Raw genomic sequence first — 19,201 nt, forward strand, 5'->3', positions numbered from 1 at the left:
CGCACCCCTGGTCCCCGGTCCGATTCCGCGTGCCCAGTTTTCACAACCGGGCGCATGAACCGGGATTGAATAACATGCTCGTCAGCTGTCGCGGACGGTTACTTGCCGCCCCTGAACTGACGCAGATAGGCATTGTCAGGCGAAAGCACGATCGAGGTGCTGTTGTCCTTCTGCGAGAAGGTATAGTCGTAGCTCTTCATCGCCCGGTAGAAATCGTAGAAATCCGGGTCCTTGCCAAAGCTTTCCGCATAGACCTTGGCAGCGGTCGCCTCGGCTGTGGCCTGAATGATCTGCGCGTTCTTCTGGCCTTCGGCGCGGATCGTGGCCGCTTCCTGCTGGCGGGCGGTGGCCATCCGGGTAAAGGCGGAATCGAGCGGCGCGCCATCGGGCAGGTCCGCCCGCTTGATCCGCACGTCGATCACCTGCGCGCCGTATTCACGCGCTTCCTTGTCGAGCCCCTTGCGGATGTTGATCATGGCCTGCCCGCGATCCGCGGTCAGCAGCGAGCCGAAGGTGCGCTTGCCCAGTTCCTGACGCAACACCGAGTTGAGGATCGGCTGGAGCTGTTCGGCCACCTTGTCGACCGTGCCGGCGGTTTCGTACATCTTGACCGGATCGATCACGCGGAACCGCGCATAGGCATCCACTTCGAGGCGGCGCTGGTCTGCCGAAGTGACCTGCTGGCGTTCGAGATCGACATCGAGCACGCGCTTGTCGATCCGCACGACCTGCTCGAAGAACGGGATGCGCCAAGTGATCCCGGCGCCGGTCTGGCCAAAATCGGCATTGGGGCGGAAGCGGTTGACCACGCGGTTGGGCTCGCCCAGCCGGACGATCACGGCCTGCTCCTGCTCGCCCACCACGGTGACGCAACTGAGCAGCACGACGACGCCGACGGCCAGCGCAACAAGCACGGCCTTCTGTTCCTGCCACAAGTGGATCAGGGTCTGTTCCATCTCAGCGGCGCTCCCCGTTTGCGGCCGGATCGGCAGGCGGGGTCTGCTTGATCCCCGGCAGCGGCAGGTAGGACATGACCCCCTGCGTTTCGACGATCACCTTGTCGGTCTTGCTCAGCACGCGCTCCATCGTGTCGTAATACATGCGTCGGCGGGTCACTTCGGGGGCGAGCTTGTACTGCTCGTAGACCTTGTCGAACGCGGTCGCCTCGCCCTGCGCGCGCTGCGTGATCTGCTGCGCATAGGCTTCGGCGCGGTTGATATCGCTCTGTGCATCCTGCTGTGCGGCAAGCACTTCCTTGAAGGCATCGACCACCTTGGCCGGCGGGTCGGTCTTCTTGATTTCCACGCCCTGGATCTTCACGCCCGAGCGATAGGCATCGAGAATGCGCTGCATCCGCTCGCGCACGTTGGCCTCGATCGAGGCGCGGCCTGAGCCCATCGCGTCGTTCAGGGTCACTTCGGCGATCGACTGGCGCATCGCGGCCTCGGCCACTTCCTTCACCGTCGCATCGGGTTCGGCGAGCTGGAAGGTGTAGAGCTTGAGGTCCTTGATGTTCCAGCGGACGAGGTAGGTAAGGTCGACGAGGTTCTGGTCGCCCGTCAGCATCAGGCGTTCGCCATCGCCTTCGGGAATGGAATCGCGGCGGATCGAGGTGACGTCCTCGACGGTCACGGCCTGAATCGGCCAGGGCAAGGTGACCGAGACGCCGGAATCGATGGTGCGGCTATAGGCGCCGAATGTGGTGACAATGCCCTTCTCCTGCGGCGAGACGCGGTGAATCATCGTGGCGCCGAGCCAGATCAGCGCGACGAGGCCAATCGCGACCGGCACCCACGAGCCGCCGTCCGGGCGCTGGGGCAGGCGGAAGCTGGAACCGCCACCAGAGCCGCTACCACCGCCGCCGCTGCCGCCACCGCGGCGCTTGAACAGATCTTCGAGGGTTTGCCCGCGGCGCCCATCGCCCGAGCTGGGCGGCAACCACGGGTTGCGCGGGCCGTTGCCGCGCGGCGGTGGCGGGGGGCTTTCGGGTGCGGGTTCGCCGCCCTCGTCCGCCGGTTCGCCCGAAGGCTCCCCGCTCCCCGTTTCGCCTGTGCCCCATGGGCTCTTCTTGCCGGCCATGGCCAGACCGATCCGCGACATTCGTCCACCGAAAGAAATCATACCAAGGACTATAGGTACGCTCTTCGGTTAAAAACAGTGTCTCCCTGCCAAAATTCCTCTGCTAGGGGGCGTCCGTTAGGGCATAGGCTCCGCTAGGATGGGAATACGGGTTTGAGCCTCGATCAGACAGCACTTGAACAGGCCGTACGCATGGCCGCAGGCGCGCGGTTGCAGACGGTGAAGGCGGATGGCGAAACCGCCTCCGTGATCCTCGAAGTGAGCGGTCTCGACCGCGCGGGGCGCGATGCGCTTGAAGCGAAAGTGAAGGAGGCTGCGCGCGCCGCCGGGGCCGCCGATGTACGCGTGGGGATGACCGCCGAGCGCGTCACGCGGCGCATCGTCGCGGTCGGTTCGGGCAAGGGCGGCGTCGGCAAGTCGACGCTTTCGGCCAACCTAGCGGTCGCCATGGCGAAGCTGGGCCGCAAGGTCGGTCTTGTCGATGCGGATATCTACGGCCCCTCGCAGCCGCGCCTGCTCGCAACCGAGGGCCGCAAGCCCGAAGCCGAGAACCAGAAGATCCACCCGGTACAAAGTCCGTGGGGCGTGCCGATGCTCTCGATGGGCCACCTCGTGCAGCCCGGGCAGGCCATTGCGTGGCGCGGCCCGATGGCGGGCAATGCGCTTGGCCAGCTGATCGATGCGCATTGGGGTGATGCCGAGATCATCGTTGTCGATCTGCCGCCCGGCACTGGCGACGTGCAGCTGACCATGCTGCAGAAGCACAAGCCGGCGGGTGCGGTGATCGTCTCCACCCCGCAGGATCTGGCGCTGATGGATGCGGCGCGGGCGATCCGGCTGTTCGAACAGGGTGACGTGCCGCTGATCGGGATGGTCGAGAACATGGCGGGCTACGTTTGCCCGCATTGCGGCGAAAGCAGCGATCCTTTCGGTCAGGGCGGCGCGGAAGCCGCCGCCAAGACGATGGGCCTGCCGTTCCTTGGCCGCGTGCCGCTGAACCTCTCGATCCGCCAGTCCAGCGATGCGGGCGAGCCGCCCGCCGCAGGCAATAGCTCGGAGGCCGCGATCTTCGCCGGCATCGCCCAGCGCGTGCTCGACTGGCTGGACGTGAATCCCTGATGCGGCTTACTCGGCGCGGGCTGCTGATCGGCGCTGGCGGCGCAGGTGCGCTGCTGGTCGCCTTTGCAGTTTCGTCGCGCCGCTATGCCAGCGCGCTGGTCGCCGGGCCGGACGAACATGTGTTCGACAGCTTCATCCGGCTGGCCAAGGATGGTGCGATCAGCGTTGCCGTGCCGGTCTGCGAGATGGGGCAGGGCATTTCCACGCTGATGGCGCAGATCGTGGCGGTGGAGCTGGGTGCGGACTGGAAGCGGGTGGGTGTCGAGCCCGCACCGCCCAGCCCGGTCTACGGCGATCCGGTGCTCGCCGCGCGCTGGGCCCCGCTGTGGCAGCCGCGCTATTTCCCGGCGTTGGCCGATACTCCCGACGACTGGCTGGCGCGGATGCATGCCGAGCGCGAGCCGATGATGATAACCGCCGAGGGCACGGCCATTGCTGCCTTCGAGGCGCACTTGCGGGCCGCTGCGGCGGGCCTGCGTGCGATGCTGATGCAGGCGGCAGCGGCACAGTGGAACGTCGGCTGGGAAACGCTCGATACGGCGGGGCATTTCGTCGTGAACGGCAAGCAACGCCTTGCGTTTGCCGCGCTGATCCCGGCGGCGATGGACTACGACCCGCCCGAGCCGCCTGCCCTGCGCGCGGAGCCGCCGAAGGAGCGGCCCGGCCAGTTCCCCGATGGTGCGCGCCCGCGCTATCCCCGGCTGGACCTGCCCCCCAAGGCCGATGGCAGCTTCGTCTTCGCGGGTGATGTTCGCGTGCCGGGCATGGTCCATGCCGCGATTGTTCACGGGCCGCAGGGCGATACCGTGCTTTCCACGCTTGATCGCAAGGCGGCAGAGGCCATTCCGGGCGTTGTCGGCGTGGTGCAATCGAAGCGCTGGGTCGCGGCCGCGGCCAAGACTTGGCACGCTGCGCACAAGGCGGTGCTCGCGCTGGAGCCGCGTTTCCATGCGGCGGGGCGGATTGCCGATTCCTCCGCGCTCGATACCCGCATCGACGCCGCGCTGCGCAAGGGGGCGGCCACCCGGCTCCTTGCCGAAGGTGACCCCGATCCCCTGCTTGCCAAGCCAAGCCTCACTGCGCGGTATGATGTGGAGCCTGCGCTTCACGCCCCGCTGGAAACGGCCACCGCAACGGCGCGGCTCACCGGCGGCAAGCTCGAGCTCTGGCTCGCCACGCAGGCGCCCGAACTCGTGCGGCGGCAGGCCGCGCGCGCGGCGGGTGTCTCGCGGCGGAGCGTCGTGATCTATCCCATGCACGCGGGCGGCAGTTTCGATGCGCGGCTCGATTGCCGGATCGCGGTCGAGGCGGTGGAGATCGCCAAGGCGCTTGGGCGTCCGGTGCAGCTGATGTGGAGCCGCTGGGAGGAATCGCTCGCCGGCTACCCCCGCACGCCGGTCTCGGCGCTGCTGTCCGCCTCGATCGGGCCTGACAAGCGCCAGTTGCTCGGGTGGCGAACGCGCATGGCGTTGCCGGCCACGGCCATCGAAGCGGGCGCGCGGCTGCTCGACGGAATGGAGGCGGTGGATGCACAGGCCGCCGCCAAGGGGCGTGCCGATCCGCTCGCCTGCGAAGGCGCGATGCCGCTCTATGCCATTCCCGAACGGGCGGTGGATCACGTGCCGGTCACACTGCCGCTGCCGACCGCGCGCTATCGCGGCAACGCCCATGGCTACAGCGCGTTCTTCACCGAAAGCTTCATCGACGAATGCGCGCATTTCGGCGGGGCCGAGCCGCTTTCGTACCGCATCGGCATGCTCACCGGGCAGCCGCGACTGGCCGCCTGCCTTGTCGGCGCGGCGCGGATGGCGATGTGGGGCGGCGGGGCAGATGCCTCGGGGCAGGGCATCGCGTGCCACCGCATGGACCTCGCCGCGCCCGAAGGCCTGCGCAGCGGTTTCATCGCCGTGGTCGCCACGGCGCGGCAGGAGGAAGGCGCGATCCGGGTAGACCAGCTGACCGCGTGGCTCGATATCGGGCGGATCGTGAATGTCGATATCGCCCGCCAGCAGGTCGAGGGCGGCATGCTCTTCGCGCTGGCGCAGGCGATCGGCGGCAGCACGGCCTATGCGGCAGGCCTGCCCACGGCGGGCCGCCTTTCGCAATTGGGTCTGCCCCTGCTTGCCGATTGCCCCAAGGTTGATATTGCGTTTGCCGAGTCGGACGAGCAACCGTTCGACCCGGGCGAACTCGCCACCACCGCAGTCGCACCGGCCATTGCCAACGCGCTGTTTTCTGCCACAGGACTGCGCTTCCGCCGCCTTCCGCTGCTTTCCGAAGGGCTTTGAGCCAGTACCATGGACCAACCTGCCGACCATCCCCGGATTGTAACCGGCAAGATCGGGGTGCTCCTGGTCAACCTCGGCACGCCCGACGCGCCCGATGAAGGCGCAGTGCGCCGCTATCTCGCCGAATTCCTCTCGGACCGCCGCGTGGTGGAGATCCCGCAGATCTTCTGGCAGCCGATCCTGCGCGGGCTTGTCCTGCGCACCCGGCCGAGGAAGTCCGCCCATGCCTACAGCCAGGTGTGGACCGAAGAAGGCTCGCCGCTCGCGTTCCACACCGCTGCGCAGGCCCGCGCGCTGCAGGCGCGTCTCGGCGATGCCGCGATCGTGCGCTACGCCATGCGCTACCAGAAGCCGGCGATGGCGGTAGAACTCGACAAGCTGCTCGCCGATGGTTGCGAGCGCATTCTCGTCGCTCCGCTCTATCCGCAGTATTCGGGGGCGACGACCGCAAGCGCGCTCGATGCCGTCGCGAACTGGATCAGGGACCGCCGCCGTTTGCCCGCGCTGCGCACCCTGCCGCCCTATTTCGACGATCCGCTGGCGATTTCGGCGCTGCACAAGGACCTTGGCGCCCAGATCGCCGCGCTCGATTTCGAGCCCGAACTGCTGGTGCTGAGCTTCCACGGCATGCCTGAGCGCACGCTGCGGCTGGGCGATCCCTATCACTGCCACTGCCAGAAGACCGCCCGCCTGCTGGGCGAAGCCTTCGCGGTGAGCCATCCCGCGCTCAAGCTTGCCACCAGCTTCCAGTCGCGCTTCGGCCGCGCCAAGTGGCTGGAACCCGCAACCGACGACGTGATCAAGGTGCAAGGGGCCAACGGCGTGCGCCGCATGGTGATCGCCGCGCCGGGCTTTTCGTCCGATTGCCTCGAGACGATCGAGGAACTCGGCATCCGTGGGCGCGAGGACTTCGAGGCTGCAGGGGGCACGCATTTCGCCGCGCTGACCTGCCTCAATGCCACCGAGGCCGGCATGGACATGCTCGAAGCGCTGGTGCGCCGGGAACTCGCCGGCTGGATTTGAGGCGCCGAAAGACTCTGGCGGGCGCTGCCCACCCATTTGACTTTGCTGACATCTGTGTCATTAACCGCGCGGTTAATCGCGCACGCAGGAGTTCAGCCTTGGCCAGTCTGGCAGCACCCCCATCGCGGTCCATCCGTCCGCATGACGCGCAATCCGAACGCGGCAACCCGCACTGGATTCGCCTGAAGGACGAAAGCGAGCTCGATGCGATCCCCGGCGAGGATGGCTGGCCGCTGGTCGGCACGACGTTCATGCTGCTCGCCGATCCTATCGGCTTTGCGAAACGCATGCGCGCCAAGCATGGCGACGTCTATCGCACGCGAGGGTTCGGGCGGCGGCAGGTCGTGCTGATCGGGCCGGATGCGAACGAGCTTGTGCTGTTCGACCGCGACAAGATCTTCTCGTCCGAACAGGGCTGGGGCCCGGTGCTCAACCTGCTGTTCCCGCGCGGGCTGATGCTGATGGACTTCGCCGCGCACCGCGCGGACCGCAAGGCGCTGTCGATCGCGTTCAAGCCCGAGCCGATGCGGCACTACTGCGATCTGCTCAACGTGGATATCGCGGCAGGTGTGGAGGCGTGGGGTGAGGGGGAGCGCAAGTTCTACCCCGCGATCAAGGCGCTCACCTTGCAGACGGCGGCGACCAGCTTTCTCGGCCTGCCGTTCGGACCGGAGGCGGACAAGCTCAACAAGGCCTTCGTCGATATGGTGCAGGCAGCCGTCGCGCCGATCCGGCGGCCGCTGCCGTTCACCGCGATGGGCCGGGGCTATGCCGGGCGCAAGCTGATGGTCGAGTACTTCACCGGCCTGCTGCGCCAGCGGCGCGCTAATCCCGGGCAGGACATGTTCAGCCAGTTCGCGCTCGCGCGGCGGGAAGATGGAGATGGCGAACTGCTGCCGGAAGACGTCGTCGTCGATCACATGATCTTCCTGATGATGGCCGCGCACGACACGATCACATCTTCGTTCACCACGCTGATCTGGCACCTCGCGAAGAATCAGGACTGGCAGGACAAGCTGCGTGCCGAGGCGCGGGCGGCGGCGGGCGGGGACGGCGTACCGCTCCCGTTCGACGCGCTCGGCAAGCTTGATCTGGCCGAAATGGCAATGAAGGAAGCGCTGCGGATCATGCCGCCGGTGCCTTCCACCCCGCGCCGGGCGCTCAAGGATTTCACGTTCCGGGGCTTCCGCATCCCGGCCGGCACCGACGTCGATGTCAGTGCCTCGGCGGTCCATGCCGATCCGGCGCTATGGCCCGATCCGGAACGCTTCGATCCCATGCGTTTCACGCCCGAGGCCGTGGCGGCGCGGCACAAATACGCTTGGATTCCCTATGGCGGCGGCGCGCATATGTGCCTTGGCCTCCACTTCGCGACGATGCAGACCAAGCTGCTGGTCCATCACATCCTCACCCGCTACAGGGTGGAGGTGGAACCGGGCTATACCCCGACCTGGCAACCGTGGCCGATCCCCAAGCCGCGCGACGGGCTGCCGGTGAAGTTTACGCGAATCTGACGGTTCGGAAGGCGGCGCCAGCCCGCTCCCCCGCCCGGCCACCCAACGGGATTGTACGCTGTGGGGGCCGGGCGGGGGAGCGGGCTGGTGCCGCCCGGCAACGCGCTTTTCCGCGCGTTGCCGCAAAGACTACCGTTGACGATTCGGCATGCCGTGGCTAAGGGGCGCGCTTTCCGGAGAGTCTGACAGGGCTTTGCCGGGCCCACAGGTTTACTCGCCGCCCGCGGTTCATGCGGTTCCGGCTCTTGAAACAGGACAGTCATGGCCAATACGCCGCAAGCCCGTAAGCGCATCCGTCGCAATGCCAACCGTGCCGAGATCAACGGCAATCGTCTTTCGCGCATCCGCACTTTCGTGAAGAAGGTCGAAGCCGCGATCGCTGGTGGCGACAAGACTGCTGCGGCTGAAGCGCTCCATGCTGCTCAGCCCGAGCTGGCGCGTGGTGTGGCCCGCGGCGTGCTCCACAAGAACACTGTCGCGCGCAAGATGTCGCGCCTGTCGAAGCGAGTCGCTTCGCTCTGATTCGCATCGCGTAGGGCTCTCACGGGCCCTCTGATGTACAAAAACGGAACGCGGCTGGTGTCTGTGACACCGGCCGCGTTTTGTTTCGCCCCGGTTACAAGTCGTACCGGATGTTCGGCACTGGCCCTGTCACGCACAAGTCGCAGATTTCTGCCGATTCGCGGGTGCCTTGACGCAAAATCCAACAAATTCAGCGCTTTGATTGATTTCTGCGGTGTTTAGGTCGTCAAGATTCTTTATTTCAGTTTTTTTGCGGCTCAGCGCTTGCGAATCCCTCGGGATCGCCAATAGACATGGTTCTCCCGATGCGGCGCGGGCTCTGCCTCAGCAGGTTCGACAGCCGATTCGGGGTCACGACAATCGCAAGTTTCATGATCGGGAGCAGGGGTGCTTTCCCGGTTCGAGGTAGTATTGTGCCTGTGGCAGGGGGTGCCGAAGCAGGCCGTCTGGGTGAGGTAGCGAAGCGTGAAGATGGATGAATTTGGCAGCGGCGGACGGGGCGCCGCGGCCCAGGCGGCTGACGCCGCGCCGGGCAGGAAGGGACGTGAAAACGCAATGATCGAGGACCAGGAAGCGCTCGATCTTGCAGCAGATTGGGCAGATATCAGTCAGGGTCTGAAAAAGGACCTCGGCCCCCAGCTTCACAGCCAGTGGATCAAGCCGATCCAGGTTGGCACCTTCTGCAAGGAAACCGGAACGCTGGACCTGTTCCTGCCGACCGAGTTCTCCGCGAACTGGGTGGCTGACCGCTTTGCCGACCGGCTTTCGCTTGCGTGGAAGATCGCGCGCTCGGAAGTGCGTCAGGTGCGCATCACCGTGCACCCGCGCCGCCGCGCCATGCCCGAGCTGCGCATGGGCGGAATGCCCGCGAACGACACCGGGCCGCTGCCGACTGTCCAGCGCCAGGCCGCCGTGCCGCTGAGCGCCGACGCTGCCGTCACCGGGCTCGACCCGTCGCTGACCTTCGCCGAATTCGTCTCGGGCTCGGCCAACGTCCTCGCGGTCAATGCCGCGCAGCGCATGGCCGCGCTGGAAACGCCGCAGTTCTCGCCGCTCTACCTCAAGGGCGCGACCGGACAGGGCAAGACGCACCTGCTCCACGCCATCGGCCACGCCTACGCCGCCGCCCGCCCGGGCGCGCGCATCTTCTACTGCTCGGCCGAGCGCTTCATGATCGAGTTCGTGCAGGCCATGCGCTCGAACGAAATGCTGGAATTCAAGGCGCGCCTGCGCGGGTTCGACCTGCTGCTTGTCGACGACATCCAGTTCATCATCGGCAAGGCTTCGACGCAGGAGGAATTCCTCCACACGATCGATGCGCTGATGAGCGCGGGCAAGCGCCTTGTCGTCGCCGCCGACCGCGCGCCGCAGGCCCTGGACGGGGTCGAGCAGCGCCTGCTGTCACGCCTCTCGATGGGTCTCGTTGCCGATATCCAGCCCGCAGACATCGATCTGCGCCGCAAGATCCTCGAACACCGCCTCGCGCGCTTCACCGCCTCGCAAGTCCCGGCAGACGTGATCGAGTTCCTCGCGCGCACTATCAATCGCAACGTCCGCGAACTCGTTGGCGGGCTCAACAAGCTGATCGCCTATGCCCAGCTTACCGGCCAGCCGGTCTCGCTCCAGCTGGCGGAAGAGCAGCTCACCGATATCCTCTCGGCCAACCGCCGCCGGATCACGATCGACGAGATCCAGCGCATGGTCTGCCAGTTCTACCGCGTCGACCGCACCGAAATGGCCAGCAAGCGCCGCGCCCGCGCAGTCGTGCGGCCCCGCCAAGTCGCGATGTACCTCGCCAAGGTGCTGACGCCGCGCTCGTACCCGGAGATCGGCCGCAAGTTCGGCGGGCGCGATCACTCGACCGTGATCCACGCGGTGCGGCTGATCGAGGAACTGCGCACGCGCGATGCCGATATGGACGGCGATGTGCGGACCTTGCTGCGGCAGCTTGAGGATTAAGGGATAAGGGAAAATGCGAGGGCCATTGCCCTCGCGCTCCCGTTAGTCGGCGCATGGCGGAGCGGTTGTGTACCCCGGCGAAGCCGGAGGAATGAAGCCGCTTCGCGGATTGGACCAACCGATAGGCCCTGCACCAAACTCCCGGGAGCGCGAGGGCAATGGCCCTCGCATTTTCCTCTCTTTCTCCCTAACTCCCCTCCCATGACTCCAGACCGCCTCGACCGCTTCGCCCGCCATATCGTTCTCCCCGAAGTCGGCGGGGCCGGGCAGGCGAAACTGGTGCAGAGTCATGTCGTGCTGGTCGGCATGGGCGGTATTGGCAGTCCGGCCTTGCAGTATCTGGCGGGGGCCGGGATTGGCCGGCTGACTTTGATTGACGACGATCTGGTCGAGGCTTCCAACCTTCAGCGGCAGACCATTTTTGGCACCGAGGATATCGGCAAGCCCAAGGCGGAAGCCGCAGCCGTTTGGCTCGCGGCGTTCGATCCGGCGCTGGTTGGTATCGCCCATGTCACGCGGCTCACGCGGGAGAATGCGGCGGAGCTGATTGCGGGGGCCGATGTGGTGCTCGATGGCAGCGACAACTTCGCGACGCGGCTGGCGGTTTCCGATGCCTGCGTGGCGGCGGGCATTCCGCTTACAAGCGCGGCGCTGGGGCGGTTTCAGGGGCAGGTGGCGAGCTTTGCCGGGCACCGTGAGGGGCACGCCTGTTATCGCTGCTTTGTCGGCGATGCATTCGATGCCGAGGATTGCGACAGCTGCGCCGATACGGGTGTGCTCGGCGCGATGGTCGGCATGGTTGGCGCGTTTGGCGCGATGGCCGCGATGCGCGTGTTGCTGGAAGGTGTTTCGACCCTGGGCGATCCGCAGTGGGGGCAGGTCCATGTGCTTGACGGGCTGAAGCCGGCGCTGCGCACGATGCGGATTGCCAAGGACCCGGAGTGCCGGGCCTGCGCCTCAGCCGCCTAGCAGTTCCTCGACCCATGCCGGCACGATCTCGCTGGCGGGTCCGAGGCGGGTTTCGTCGAACCACGTAGAACCTTGCGAGCGCTCGAGATTGAGTTCGAGCGTCTGCGCGCCGAGTTCGCGTGCGGTGCGCACGAAGCCGGCGGCGGGGTAGACTGCGCCGGAGGTGCCGATCGACACGAAGAGATCGGCCTCGCGCAGCGCGGCGAAGATCTCGTCCATGCGGTAGGGCACTTCGCCGAACCACACGACATCGGGACGCAGGTAGGGCGCGCGGCAGGACGGGCAGGGCGGCCGCTCGATCAGCGGGCCGGTCCAGCGGTGGCGCGTATCGCAGTTGGTGCACCACACGGTGAGGTGTTCGCCGTGCATGTGGATGACCGAGAGCGAGCCGCCGCGTTCGTGGAGGTCGTCGACGTTCTGGGTGACGAGCGTGACGCTGCCGCCGGGCACTTGCCTGGGCCATTCGCGCTCCAGCCGGCCCAGCGCATTGTGCGCGGGGTTGGGCTCCTTGGTCTGGATCGCGGCGCGGCGCATGTCGTAGAAGCGCAGCACGAGGTTGGGATCGCGGGCGAAGCCTTCGGGCGTGGCGACGTCCTCGACGCGGTGCTGTTCCCACAGGCCCCCTGCCGAGCGGAAAGTATCGATCCCGCTTTCGGCGGAGACGCCTGCCCCTGTCAGGATGACGATGTTGCGAATGGTCTGCATCGCGGCCATGAAGCACGGCGGATACGAGGTGATCAATGACTAGAGTGGGCATTATCGGCAGCGCTGGGCGCATGGGTCAGGCGCTGGCCGAAGCGATCACGGCGGCGGGGCATGAAGTCTCGGGCGGGATCGATCAGGGCGGCGATCCGCTCGCGCTGGCGCAGGCGAGCGACGTGCTGGTCGATTTCTCGGCTCCGGCGGCGCTGGAGTTCAATCTCGATGCGGCGATCCACGCCGGCATTCCCATCGTGGTCGGTACAACGGGCCTTGCCGAGCGGCATCACTGGCTGGTCGATGCGGCGGCGGTTTCGGTGCCGGTGCTGCAGACGGGCAATACCTCGCTCGGCGTGACCCTGCTGGCGCATCTGGTGCGTGAGGCGGCGAGCCGGCTGGGCGAGGACTGGGACATCGAGATTGTCGAGACGCACCACCGCATGAAGGTCGATGCGCCATCGGGCACGGCGCTGCTGCTGGGCGAGGCGGCGGCAGCGGGCCGGGGCGTGCGGCTGGCGGAGGAATCGGTGCGCGGGCGCGACGGGGTGACGGGCGCGCGGAAGCAGGGCACCATCGGCTTTGCGGCGCTGCGCGGCGGCACCGTTGCGGGCGATCACACTGTCCATTTCCTCGCGGACAACGAGCGGATTGCGCTCTCGCACCTTGCCGAGAACCGCGCGATCTTTGCGCGCGGGGCGGTGCGTGCGGCGGAATGGCTGCTCGGGCAGGAGCCGGGGCGTTATACGATGCCTGAGGTGCTGGGGCTTTGAAGAAGGACCAGATCTTCGAGTTCTTCCGGCGGCTGGCCGAGGCTAATCCTTCGCCGGAGACCGAGCTGGAATATGGCAATGTCTATCAGTTGCTGGTGGCGGTGACGCTTTCGGCGCAGGCGACCGACGTGGGCGTGAACAAGGCGACGCGGGCACTGTTTGCCAAGGTGAAGACGCCGCAGGACATGCTCGATCTTGGCGAGGAAGGCCTCAAGGAGCACATCAAGACGATCGGGCTGTTCAATTCCAAGGCGAAGAACGTGATCGCGATGGCCGAGATTCTGGTGCGCGAGCATGGCGGCGAAGTGCCGGCGGACCGCGACCTGCTCACCGCGCTGCCGGGCGTGGGGCGCAAGACGGCGAATGTCGTGCTCAATTGCGCGTTCGGCGCGGAGACCTTCGCGGTCGACACGCATATCTTCCGCGTGAGCAACCGCACCGGGATCGCCAAGGGCAAGACGCCGCTGGCGGTGGAGAAGGGCCTCGAGAAAAAGGTGCCGCAGCCGTTCCGGGTCGGATCGCACCACTGGATGATCCTGCACGGGCGCTATGTCTGCAAGGCGCGCACCCCGGAGTGCTGGCGCTGCGAAGTGGTTGACCTTTGCGGCTTCAAGGGGAAGATTCTGGAGAAGGGGGCGAAGCCTGCGACCACGCCAGCGACTCGGGGGGGCGGAGCGCGGGCTGCCAAGGAGAAGAAGCCATGAGTGCTTTGAAGACCGCCGCCTTGCTGACCATGACCGCTGCCGCCGCGCTCTCGCTGGGCGCCTGCGCGGCCAAGGGTGGATCGGCATGGGCCGAGAACGGCCATGCTGCCGATATCCCCGCCGCAACGCCGACGGGCAAGGCGGTGAGTTGCATTCCGATCACCTCGATCCGCGAAAGCCGTGTCCGCGACGATTGGACCATCGATTTCCGCACCGGCGGCGACACCTGGTATCGCAACAGCTTGCCCTATCGCTGCGGCAACCTCGGCTTCGAGCGGGCGTTCTCCTATTCGACCTCGCTCTCGCAGCTGTGCAACGTCGATATCATCACGGTGTTCCGCAATGGTGGCGGCCCGACAGGCCCGATGGGTTCGTGCGGGCTCGGCATGTTCCAGCCGGTGAAGCTGGCGAAGGAAAGCAAGAAGTAGGTTTCACACACTCGTCATTGCGAGCGTAGCGAAGCAATCTAGGGCGTTTTTGCGCTATCGCTCTGGATTTGCTTCGTCGCTGCGCTCCTCGCAATGACGATGGTTGGAGGAGCGCTTACGCTTCCGGATCGAGATGCAGCCCTTTTCGGCCATGCTCGGGCGTGTCGTGCGGGGGCATGGCAACGGGCGCATCCGGGTCCAACGGCATTTGCAGCATGCCCTCCCACTTGGTGATGACCGAGGTCGCCACCGCATTGCCGACGACGTTGGTGGCAGTGCGGCCCATGTCGAGGAAGGTATCGACGCCGAGCAGCAGCGCGACGCCTTCGACCGGCAGACCGAACTGGGTGAGCGTGGCGGCGATGACGACAAGGCTCGCGCGCGGGACGCTGGCGATGCCCTTTGACGTAACCATCAGCGTGAGCAGCATGGCCACCTGCTGCCCGGCGGAAAGCGGGATGTTGTAGGCCTGCGCGATGAACAGCGTCGCGAAGCTGGTGTACATCATCGAGCCATCGAGATTGAAGCTGTAGCCCAGCGGCAGCATGAAGCCCGAAATGCGGCGCGGCACGCCGAAGCGGTCTAGCTGCTCGAACAGCTTGGGTAGAGCGCTTTCGCTGCTGGCGGTGGAGAAGGCGAGCAGGATCGGCTCGCGGATATAGCGCGCGAGCAGGAGCACGCGTTTGCCGAGGAAGATGCCGCCCATGCCGAGCAGCAGGGTCCACAGGATCAGCAGCCCGAAGTAGAACTCGGCGACGAAAGCGCCGTAGGTCACGATGATGCCGAGCCCGCGCGTGGCGATGACCGAGGCCATCGCGCCGAACACCCCAAACGGCGCGGCGCGCATGACATAGCCGGTGATCGTAAGCATCAGCGTTGCCAGCGCCTCGCAGCCGCGCACCAGCGGCGCGCCTTCCTCGCCCATCGCGGAAAGCCCGAGGCCAGCGAAGATCGAGAAGACAAGGATCTGGAGGACGTTGTTGTTGGCCATCGCGTCGAGCGCGCTGGTCGGGAACACCGACAGCAGGAAGTGGCGCAAGGTCAGATCGGCCGTGGCGAGATCGGAAACCGGCGTCGAGGACGTGATATTGAGCCCGGCGCCCGGCTGGAACAGATTGACGAGCAGGAGGCCCAGCCCGATCGAAATGAGGCTCGCGGTGATGAACCAGGCGAGCGCCCGCCCGCCGATGCGGCCCAGCGCGGTGCTGTCGCCCATGCTGGCAATGCCCGTCACCAGCGTTGCGAGGATCAGCGGCGCGATGATCATCTTGATGAGGTGGAGGAACACCTCGGGCAGCAGCTTGAGGAGATCGGCGATCTCCGCGAGGTGCTTGTCGCCCGCCGGATAGGACACGTTGAGCACGTAGCCCACGCCGATACCGGCAAACAGGGCGATCAGGATGTAGAGGGTCAGGCGCGTGCCCAAGTTTTCGGCTCCCCGGTTGTTTATTGGCCGTGACGGTTGGCGGGCGAGACTAGCGGGGCTGGTGGTTTAGGCAAGCGGGGCCTTAGTCCGCCATCCTTCGTCATTGCGAGCGTAGCGAAGCAATCCAGAGCCGCGCAGAACCGCCCTGGATTGCTTCGCTACGCTCGCAATGACGAACAGTGTTGATGGAAGTCGCTAGCGGAAGGGCTCGTAGGCCTGCTCAGCCGCACTGCGCCCGGTGCATCAGCTTCTGGTCTGCCAGCACCAGCGCCATCATCGCCTCGACCACCGGCACACCGCGGATGCCGACGCAGGGGTCGTGGCGGCCCTTGGTGAACAGCTCGGTCGCCTCGCCTTCGCGCGTGATCGTGGGCACGGGGGTAAGGATCGAGGACGTCGGCTTGAAGGCGACGCGCACGTGGACCGGCTGGCCGGTGGAAATGCCCCCCGCGATGCCGCCAGCATGATTGGCGAGGAATTCGGGTGCTTTTGCGCCCGGCCGCATGGGGTCGGCATTGCCTTCGCCGGTGTTGGCGGCGGCGGCGAACCCATCGCCGATCTCGACGCCCTTGACCGCGTTGATGCCCATCATCGCGTGGGCCAGTTCGGCATCGAGCTTGGCATAGAGCGGGGCGCCCCAGCCGGCGGGGACGCCGGTGGCGGTGCATTCGACGACCGCGCCGAGCGAGGAACCGGCCTTGCGGGCATTGTCCACCAGCGCTTCCCAGCGCGCGGCGGCCTTGGCGTCCGGGCAGAAGAACGGGTTGCGAGTGATTTCGGCGGCATCGAAGTTCGCGGGATCGATGGCATCGCCGCCGATCGCGCTGACCCAGCCGAGTACGCTGACTTCGGGGATGACGAGGCGGGCGACGGCACCTGCGGCGACGCGGGCGGCGGTTTCGCGCGCCGAGGAACGCCCGCCGCCGCGATAGTCGCGGAAGCCGTACTTGGCGTCGTAGGCGTAATCGGCATGGCCGGGGCGGTAGGCCTTGGCGACATCGCCGTAGTCCTTCGAGCGCTGGTCGACGTTCTCGATCATCAGGCTGATCGGGGTGCCGGTGGTGCGGCCTTCGAACACGCCGGAGAGGATCTTGACCTGATCGGGTTCCTGCCGCTGCGTGGTGAAGCGCGACTGGCCCGGGCGGCGGGCATCGAGGAAGGGCTGGATCAGGCCCTCGTTGAGCGCAAGCCCCGGCGGGCAGCCATCGACGACCGTGCCGAGGGCAGGTCCGTGGCTTTCCCCCCAAGTGGTGAAGCGGAACATGTGGCCGAAGGTGTTGAAGCTCATGGGCAGCGCCTTTGCGCAAATTTCCGCAAATGTCACGTTCGCGGGTGAATGGTGCTTCGACAAGCTCAGCACGAGCGGTTAGTTTCTCGCAATCCCAACCCGCTCGTGCTGAGCCTGTCGAAGCACCTACCGCAAGCCCCGCCTCATGTTCCTAGTCGTCTTCCGCAACCGCAAGCGCGCCGATATCGACGGCGCTGCTTATTCCGCCGATGCCGATGCGATGGAAGCGCTCGCTGCCGCGCAGCCCGGCTACCTCTCGTTCAAGAGCTACACCGCCGAGGACGGCGAAGTGGTGGCGATCAGCGAGTGGGTGGATGAGGCAGCGGCCTTGGCGTGGCGGCGGGTGGCCGAACATGCCGAGATGCAGGCAAAGGGCCGCGAGACCTACTACGAGGACTATACCCTGCTGGCCGGCACACCGAACCGGGTGCACCGCTTTTCTAGGACCAAGGCATGACGCTTACGCTCTACGGCATTCCCAATTGCGACACGGTGAAGAAGGCGCGCACCTGGCTGGAGGGCAAAGGGATCGCCTACACATTCCACGACTACAAAAAGGCGGGTGCTGACCCCGCCAGGATCGCGGAGTGGATCGCCGCGGCGGGGCGCGACAAGGTGGTCAACCGCGCGGGGACGACCTTCCGCAAGCTTTCGGAAGCGGATCAGGCGGCGCTTGGCGGCGAGGGGGCTCCGGCGGTGCTGGCGGCGAATGCCTCGGTGATCAAGCGGCCGATCGTGGAGCATCCGGGCGGGCTGCTGGTGGGCTTCAAGGAAGCCGAATGGGCCGCGGTTCTGGGCTGAATTGAAACAAAAAGATATCTGAGCTGCCCTGTTCAGATCGGGGTTCGCGTGCTATCTACATCAATGTGAATACTACGCCTCCCTTCGCCTTCGCGATCACCGTCGATCCCTCGGACATCGACTTCATGGGGCACGTCAACAACGCCTCCTACCTCAAGTGGGTGCAGGATGCGGTGATCGGCCATTGGCGGGCGTTTGCCCCGGCGCAGGCGATTGCCGACCATGTGTGGGTCGCGACCAACCACAACATCACCTATCGCCGCCCGACCTTCCTCAACGATCCGGTGATCGCGCACGTGATTCTCGAGCGCGTGCAGGGCGCGCGGGCGTTCTACGAGACGATCATCAAGCGCGGGGAAGTCGTGCTGGCCGAAGTGAAATCGAGCTGGTGCTGCCTTGATGCGGCGACCTTGCGCCCGGCGCGATTGGCGCGGGAACTGGTGGAGAAGTTTCTGCCTTCTGCGCAATAGGGGCGCTCCCAAATGCCTCGTCATTCCCGCGCAGGCGGGAATCCAGCGCGGCGTGGCGCTGCGTGGCCCTGGATCCCCGCCTTCGCGGGGATGACGAGGGGCGTATCGCGGGGATGACGAGGGGCGTATCGAGGAGATGACGAAGGGATAAGTTCAGCGCAGCTTCGCGATTTCCAGACCGTCTGCCTTCGCGCGGATCTTGATCGACTCCTCGCTGCGGGTGAGGGCCTTGGCGAGGCCTTTGAGCGCCATGCCCTTCTTGGCAAGCATGTGCAGCTTTTGCACTTCGTCCGTCGTCCAGGCCTGCTTGTGCCGTTCGAAAACCTTGCCGGTGGCCATCAGATATTTCCCCCATCGGCCTTGCGCGCCGTGACGATGTAGTTGAGCGCGAGATCGTCCGAGAGATGCAGGCCCTTCAGCGGGCTCCACGAAATGCCTCTCGGATTGCCCATGGCAAAGCCCGCATCCGCCAGCAGGTCGCTGAGTTCGAGCGGCGTGATGAAATCGTCCCAGTGGTGCGTGCCCTTCGGCACCATGCCGAAGCCCTCCGCCGCGCCGACGAGCAGCAGGCGCGATGGCGTCGTGCGGTTGGGGGTGGAGAGGACGAGCAGGCCGCCGTCCGCAACTCGTGCCACGAGGGCGGCGATGAACGCGGCCTTGTCTGCCACGTGTTCGATCACTTCCATCGAGGTGACGAGGTCGAACGTGCCGAGACCGAGCGCGGCGAGTTCGCCGTGGCGGTAGTCGATGGCGAGGCCGCCCGCTGCGGCGTGGGCCTTGGCTGCCGCGATGTTCTCTTCCGCCGCATCGACCGCCGTGACGGCAGCACCCATCCGCGCGAGGGGTTCGGCCAGCAGTCCGGCGCCGCAGCCGACATCGAGCGCGGACTTGCCGCTGAGGGGCCGCAGCCCCTTCGGATCGCTGCCGAAATGCGAATCGATGGCTTCGCGGAGGAAGCCGAGCCGCACCGGGTTGAGCTTGTGCAGCATGGCCGAGCTGCCTTTGGGATCCCACCATTCGGCCGCCAGCTTGCCAAAATGGGCGGCTTCTTCGGGCCTGATCGTCGCGCCAGTTGTTGCAATGCTCATTCGCCGACTCTAAAGCGCCGCGTCCGCGCGGTCGAGGGGCCGCGAGGGGAAACC

At 66.3% G+C, this 19,201-nt stretch carries 20 protein-coding genes; 13 read left to right on the top strand and 7 right to left on the bottom strand.

Annotation, left to right across the window (positions count from 1 at the left end; all coding sequences use genetic code 11):
- Positions 1-98: 98 nt before the first annotated feature.
- Together hflC and hflK are read right to left on the bottom strand one after the other, a co-directional pair.
- Positions 99-956, bottom strand: coding sequence for a protease modulator HflC (gene hflC, locus NSE01_RS10910; protein WP_147159613.1), 858 nt, complete (start codon positions 954-956; stop codon positions 99-101).
- Between the two features lies 1 nt (position 957).
- A complete protein-coding gene (gene hflK, locus NSE01_RS10915; RefSeq protein ID WP_147159614.1) occupies positions 958-2,079 on the bottom strand; it encodes an FtsH protease activity modulator HflK in 1,122 nt (373 codons plus the stop codon).
- 351 nt (positions 2,080-2,430) lie between these two features.
- On the opposite strand from hflK, the gene NSE01_RS10920 reads away from it, so the two are divergent.
- From NSE01_RS10920 to NSE01_RS10950, 7 genes are all read left to right on the top strand, one after another.
- Positions 2,431-3,198, top strand: coding sequence for an Mrp/NBP35 family ATP-binding protein (locus tag NSE01_RS10920; protein WP_246135166.1), 768 nt, complete (start codon positions 2,431-2,433; stop codon positions 3,196-3,198).
- Positions 3,198-5,486 carry a xanthine dehydrogenase family protein molybdopterin-binding subunit gene (locus NSE01_RS10925; protein ID WP_147159615.1) on the top strand — a complete coding sequence of 763 codons (2,289 nt, stop codon included), beginning with the start codon at positions 3,198-3,200 and terminating at the stop codon, positions 5,484-5,486. Before NSE01_RS10920 ends, NSE01_RS10925 begins: the two co-directional genes overlap by 1 nt.
- Positions 5,487-5,495: 9 nt before the next feature.
- Positions 5,496-6,509, top strand: a complete 1,014-nt coding sequence (gene hemH, locus NSE01_RS10930) for a ferrochelatase (RefSeq protein ID WP_147159617.1) — start codon at positions 5,496-5,498, stop codon at positions 6,507-6,509.
- Between the two features lie 98 nt (positions 6,510-6,607).
- Positions 6,608-8,023 (top strand): cytochrome P450, encoded by a 1,416-nt coding sequence (locus NSE01_RS10935; protein WP_147159618.1) that lies wholly within the window; start codon positions 6,608-6,610, stop codon positions 8,021-8,023.
- A 261-nt stretch (positions 8,024-8,284) separates the two neighbouring features.
- Entirely contained in the window at positions 8,285-8,545 is a 261-nt protein-coding gene (gene rpsT / locus NSE01_RS10940; protein ID WP_147159619.1) for a 30S ribosomal protein S20, read from the top strand.
- Positions 8,546-9,100: 555 nt separating this feature from the next.
- Entirely contained in the window at positions 9,101-10,504 is a 1,404-nt protein-coding gene (gene dnaA / locus NSE01_RS10945; RefSeq protein WP_174812028.1) for a chromosomal replication initiator protein DnaA, read from the top strand.
- Positions 10,505-10,705: 201 nt separating this feature from the next.
- A complete protein-coding gene (locus NSE01_RS10950) occupies positions 10,706-11,473 on the top strand; it encodes a HesA/MoeB/ThiF family protein (protein ID WP_147159621.1) in 768 nt (255 codons plus the stop codon).
- Here the strand turns inward: NSE01_RS10950 and NSE01_RS10955 are convergent.
- Positions 11,462-12,178 carry an NAD-dependent deacylase gene (locus NSE01_RS10955; RefSeq protein WP_147159667.1) on the bottom strand — a complete coding sequence of 239 codons (717 nt, stop codon included), beginning with the start codon at positions 12,176-12,178 and terminating at the stop codon, positions 11,462-11,464. The two genes, NSE01_RS10950 and NSE01_RS10955, sit on opposite strands and share 12 nt — an antisense overlap.
- 35 nt (positions 12,179-12,213) lie before the next feature.
- Between NSE01_RS10955 and dapB the strand changes: the two genes are divergently transcribed.
- The 3 genes from dapB to NSE01_RS10970 are packed head-to-tail and all read left to right on the top strand — an operon-like array spanning position 12,214 to position 14,074.
- The gene (dapB, locus tag NSE01_RS10960; protein WP_147159622.1) at positions 12,214-12,942 is read left to right on the top strand and encodes a 4-hydroxy-tetrahydrodipicolinate reductase; all 729 of its coding nucleotides are present in this window, start codon (positions 12,214-12,216) and stop codon (positions 12,940-12,942) included.
- Positions 12,939-13,646, top strand: coding sequence for an endonuclease III (gene nth, locus NSE01_RS10965; protein WP_147159623.1), 708 nt, complete (start codon positions 12,939-12,941; stop codon positions 13,644-13,646). Before dapB ends, nth begins: the two co-directional genes overlap by 4 nt.
- Positions 13,643-14,074, top strand: coding sequence for a hypothetical protein (locus tag NSE01_RS10970; protein WP_246135163.1), 432 nt, complete (start codon positions 13,643-13,645; stop codon positions 14,072-14,074). Before nth ends, NSE01_RS10970 begins: the two co-directional genes overlap by 4 nt.
- Before the next feature lie 115 nt (positions 14,075-14,189).
- Here NSE01_RS10970 and NSE01_RS10975 read toward each other — a convergent pair whose 3' ends face one another.
- Both NSE01_RS10975 and aroC read right to left on the bottom strand, forming a co-directional pair.
- Positions 14,190-15,500: a dicarboxylate/amino acid:cation symporter gene (locus NSE01_RS10975; protein WP_147159624.1), complete on the bottom strand. Its 1,311-nt coding sequence runs from the start codon at positions 15,498-15,500 to the stop codon at positions 14,190-14,192.
- A 220-nt stretch (positions 15,501-15,720) separates the two neighbouring features.
- Positions 15,721-16,788, bottom strand: a complete 1,068-nt coding sequence (gene aroC, locus NSE01_RS10980; protein ID WP_147159625.1) for a chorismate synthase — start codon at positions 16,786-16,788, stop codon at positions 15,721-15,723.
- 145 nt (positions 16,789-16,933) lie between these two features.
- Between aroC and NSE01_RS10985 the strand changes: the two genes are divergently transcribed.
- The 3 genes from NSE01_RS10985 to NSE01_RS10995 all read left to right on the top strand — a co-directional run bounded on the left by NSE01_RS10985 (position 16,934) and on the right by NSE01_RS10995 (position 18,059).
- Positions 16,934-17,245, top strand: a complete 312-nt coding sequence (locus NSE01_RS10985; protein WP_147159626.1) for an antibiotic biosynthesis monooxygenase family protein — start codon at positions 16,934-16,936, stop codon at positions 17,243-17,245.
- Positions 17,242-17,589, top strand: a complete 348-nt coding sequence (locus NSE01_RS10990) for an arsenate reductase (protein ID WP_147159627.1) — start codon at positions 17,242-17,244, stop codon at positions 17,587-17,589. Before NSE01_RS10985 ends, NSE01_RS10990 begins: the two co-directional genes overlap by 4 nt.
- A gap of 65 nt (positions 17,590-17,654) precedes the next feature.
- Positions 17,655-18,059, top strand: a complete 405-nt coding sequence (locus tag NSE01_RS10995) for an acyl-CoA thioesterase (protein WP_147159628.1) — start codon at positions 17,655-17,657, stop codon at positions 18,057-18,059.
- A gap of 153 nt (positions 18,060-18,212) precedes the next feature.
- On the opposite strand, the gene NSE01_RS11000 is transcribed toward NSE01_RS10995, so the two are convergent.
- Together NSE01_RS11000 and ubiG are read right to left on the bottom strand one after the other, a co-directional pair.
- Positions 18,213-18,398 carry a hypothetical protein gene (locus NSE01_RS11000; RefSeq protein ID WP_147159629.1) on the bottom strand — a complete coding sequence of 62 codons (186 nt, stop codon included), beginning with the start codon at positions 18,396-18,398 and terminating at the stop codon, positions 18,213-18,215.
- Positions 18,398-19,147: a bifunctional 2-polyprenyl-6-hydroxyphenol methylase/3-demethylubiquinol 3-O-methyltransferase UbiG gene (gene ubiG / locus NSE01_RS11005; protein ID WP_147159630.1), complete on the bottom strand. Its 750-nt coding sequence runs from the start codon at positions 19,145-19,147 to the stop codon at positions 18,398-18,400. The genes NSE01_RS11000 and ubiG overlap by 1 nt, the downstream gene beginning before the upstream one ends.
- Positions 19,148-19,201 lie beyond the last annotated feature (54 nt).

Origin of the sequence: Novosphingobium sediminis, assembly GCF_007991615.1 — a bacterium.
Lineage (GTDB): Bacteria > Pseudomonadota > Alphaproteobacteria > Sphingomonadales > Sphingomonadaceae > Novosphingobium > Novosphingobium sediminis.

Bases quoted from the DNA above. Each gene is read 5' to 3' on its own strand.
- hemH (WP_147159617.1), top strand. From the start codon at position 5,496: ATGGACCAACCTGCCGACCATCCCCGGATTGTAACCGGCAAGATCGGG.
- NSE01_RS11000 (WP_147159629.1), bottom strand. From the start codon at position 18,398: ATGGCCACCGGCAAGGTTTTCGAACGGCACAAGCAGGCCTGGACGACG.
- hflC (WP_147159613.1), bottom strand. From the start codon at position 956: ATGGAACAGACCCTGATCCACTTGTGGCAGGAACAGAAGGCCGTGCTT.
- NSE01_RS10950 (WP_147159621.1), top strand. From the start codon at position 10,706: ATGACTCCAGACCGCCTCGACCGCTTCGCCCGCCATATCGTTCTCCCC.
- hflK (WP_147159614.1), bottom strand. From the start codon at position 2,079: ATGGCCGGCAAGAAGAGCCCATGGGGCACAGGCGAAACGGGGAGCGGG.
- rpsT (WP_147159619.1), top strand. From the start codon at position 8,285: ATGGCCAATACGCCGCAAGCCCGTAAGCGCATCCGTCGCAATGCCAAC.
- ubiG (WP_147159630.1), bottom strand. From the start codon at position 19,147: ATGAGCATTGCAACAACTGGCGCGACGATCAGGCCCGAAGAAGCCGCC.
- NSE01_RS10985 (WP_147159626.1), top strand. From the start codon at position 16,934: ATGTTCCTAGTCGTCTTCCGCAACCGCAAGCGCGCCGATATCGACGGC.
- dapB (WP_147159622.1), top strand. From the start codon at position 12,214: ATGACTAGAGTGGGCATTATCGGCAGCGCTGGGCGCATGGGTCAGGCG.
- NSE01_RS10970 (WP_246135163.1), top strand. From the start codon at position 13,643: ATGAGTGCTTTGAAGACCGCCGCCTTGCTGACCATGACCGCTGCCGCC.
- NSE01_RS10990 (WP_147159627.1), top strand. From the start codon at position 17,242: ATGACGCTTACGCTCTACGGCATTCCCAATTGCGACACGGTGAAGAAG.
- aroC (WP_147159625.1), bottom strand. From the start codon at position 16,788: ATGAGCTTCAACACCTTCGGCCACATGTTCCGCTTCACCACTTGGGGG.
- NSE01_RS10920 (WP_246135166.1), top strand. From the start codon at position 2,431: ATGACCGCCGAGCGCGTCACGCGGCGCATCGTCGCGGTCGGTTCGGGC.
- NSE01_RS10925 (WP_147159615.1), top strand. From the start codon at position 3,198: ATGCGGCTTACTCGGCGCGGGCTGCTGATCGGCGCTGGCGGCGCAGGT.
- dnaA (WP_174812028.1), top strand. From the start codon at position 9,101: ATGATCGAGGACCAGGAAGCGCTCGATCTTGCAGCAGATTGGGCAGAT.
- NSE01_RS10955 (WP_147159667.1), bottom strand. From the start codon at position 12,178: ATGCAGACCATTCGCAACATCGTCATCCTGACAGGGGCAGGCGTCTCC.